The organism is Azotobacter beijerinckii (genome assembly GCF_900110885.1).
GTDB lineage: Bacteria > Pseudomonadota > Gammaproteobacteria > Pseudomonadales > Pseudomonadaceae > Azotobacter > Azotobacter beijerinckii.
The window spans coordinates 1-1,577 of the sequence record NZ_FOFJ01000158.1; the positions used below are offsets into that span (position 1 = coordinate 1).

General features: G+C 53.5%; 3 protein-coding genes. 2 read left to right on the forward strand and 1 reads right to left on the reverse strand.

Annotated features, from left to right (window positions below; genetic code table 11):
• Positions 1-185 precede the first annotated feature (185 nt).
• Positions 186-443, reverse strand: coding sequence for a hypothetical protein (locus BMY22_RS24185; RefSeq protein ID WP_143068632.1), 258 nt, complete (start codon positions 441-443; stop codon positions 186-188).
• A 33-nt stretch (positions 444-476) separates the two neighbouring features.
• Here BMY22_RS24185 and BMY22_RS24190 point away from each other — a divergent pair, with 33 nt between their 5' ends.
• Both BMY22_RS24190 and BMY22_RS23320 read left to right on the forward strand, forming a co-directional pair.
• The gene (locus BMY22_RS24190) at positions 477-947 is read left to right on the forward strand and encodes a hypothetical protein (protein ID WP_139204438.1); all 471 of its coding nucleotides are present in this window, start codon (positions 477-479) and stop codon (positions 945-947) included.
• A 161-nt stretch (positions 948-1,108) separates the two neighbouring features.
• On the forward strand, positions 1,109-1,387 hold the full coding sequence (locus BMY22_RS23320; RefSeq protein WP_090625708.1) for a hypothetical protein: 279 nt from the start codon (positions 1,109-1,111) through the stop codon (positions 1,385-1,387).
• Positions 1,388-1,577 lie beyond the last annotated feature (190 nt).

Sequence of the window (1,577 nt, forward strand, 5' to 3'; positions counted from 1 at the left end):
AGGCGTTGCCGTGCCTGGCGGAAACCCGGCGACCGAACAGCCCGCCTATCCAGCCCTCCCCAAGGCCAAAGAGCCACTAGCAAGGCCTCCAACCGGCCCCCGAACAGCCCCATTCCAGCCCATCGAGCAGGTCGCTCGGCGCGCCAGCCGGCGACACGAAAAAGGGCACGTCGATAAGTCGAATTTTAAATAGCCTCCAATACCAACCTTTCAGGTTGAAAAGCCTTTGCCTTGGATCGAACAGCATTCCCAAACAGCCACTGCGCTCGTTCGTCACCGTCGCGCAGCAGTTCGGCCTCCTCTCCCAACCAGGAGAAGCTGATCGGGGATCGACGATCGACCCTCGGCACCGAGCCGCCAAAAAACGAAGCGTTCAGAAACACTGAATTCAAGCCAAAAAATGGCCTGAAATGACCGCACATGGCCGAAATCGACGTGCACACTCAAGGCTCGTAATCGAGATCAAGGAGCCCCCCGTGACCCCACTGAGCCTGAGCTTCAGTGTCCTATCCAACCCGGCGGTAATCGGACTGGATATTGGCGCAACACTTTCGGACATCAGGAATACGTTCAAATCGCTGGACTCAATGATTGGGCATTCCTACACAGGCGGACCGCTATTCAGGATCGCTGCCTATGAACTAAGTGAGTTAGGCATTCTCGGTGCGGAACTGGCATTCAACCGCAACGATTGTCTGGATGCCCTCTACTTCCAGTTCGAAAAGGTCCAATACCCGTACCTGTTGGAATACTTGCGAAATGCATTCATATTGGTCAGTCAGCGCGATAGTCTCCAGGGCCACTTCATAGCCATTTTCAGCAATGGTCCTATCGAGATCACCCTCGATCCTCAAAGACCCGGCAGTTCATGTTTTCTGAGTTACACCAGCCAGGCTTTCAAACATGCCCGTAACGATTCATTACCGTGCTCTTCATGGATCACTTAAAACACAGGGACCATAAGTCTAGTCTTCGGATTAAACAGCTGGTAATCTGTATGCACCTGAACTAATACGTCTGTTCAGACACTATTGAAATTAGTAAATGTTTTAGAAGAGGATAATTGCATCATATGCAATCCTCGCACGGAGCATTTGAGGGTAGAACTATGGAAATGATAAATACCGCGAGCACTGTCGAACCCAGCAAAGTCTATGATCTGCGTATTACCGCGGTTTCCCGCCAGATGATCATCGTAAAGTCCGATCTGGAGAGCCTGGATGTATTGGCCCGGTACGTGATTGCCATCGAGCTGTGGAGCAAGTGTGCGGAGTGTGCGCGGCAAGCCTTGCTGTCGGCTCAGGTGCCTCTCATCAGCAAGGCAGCCCAGCTGAGCCAGGCAACGGAAACAGCACAGAGCACGACCGCAACTGTGCGTTTGAACTGACGGGGAGGTTTTGAAAATGGATGCCTCTGCTGCCAAAGTGCTGAAGGTGCGCTTCAAGCACCAGAGGCGCCATTTTGAAGCGACCGTGACCTTCGCTGGAACCATCGCAACGGTGGTCCTCTCGACTCTGCCTCACTACCAATTCACCGTCGACCTGGACGCTCCCGAGGACGTCACCCTCACGCTGCCC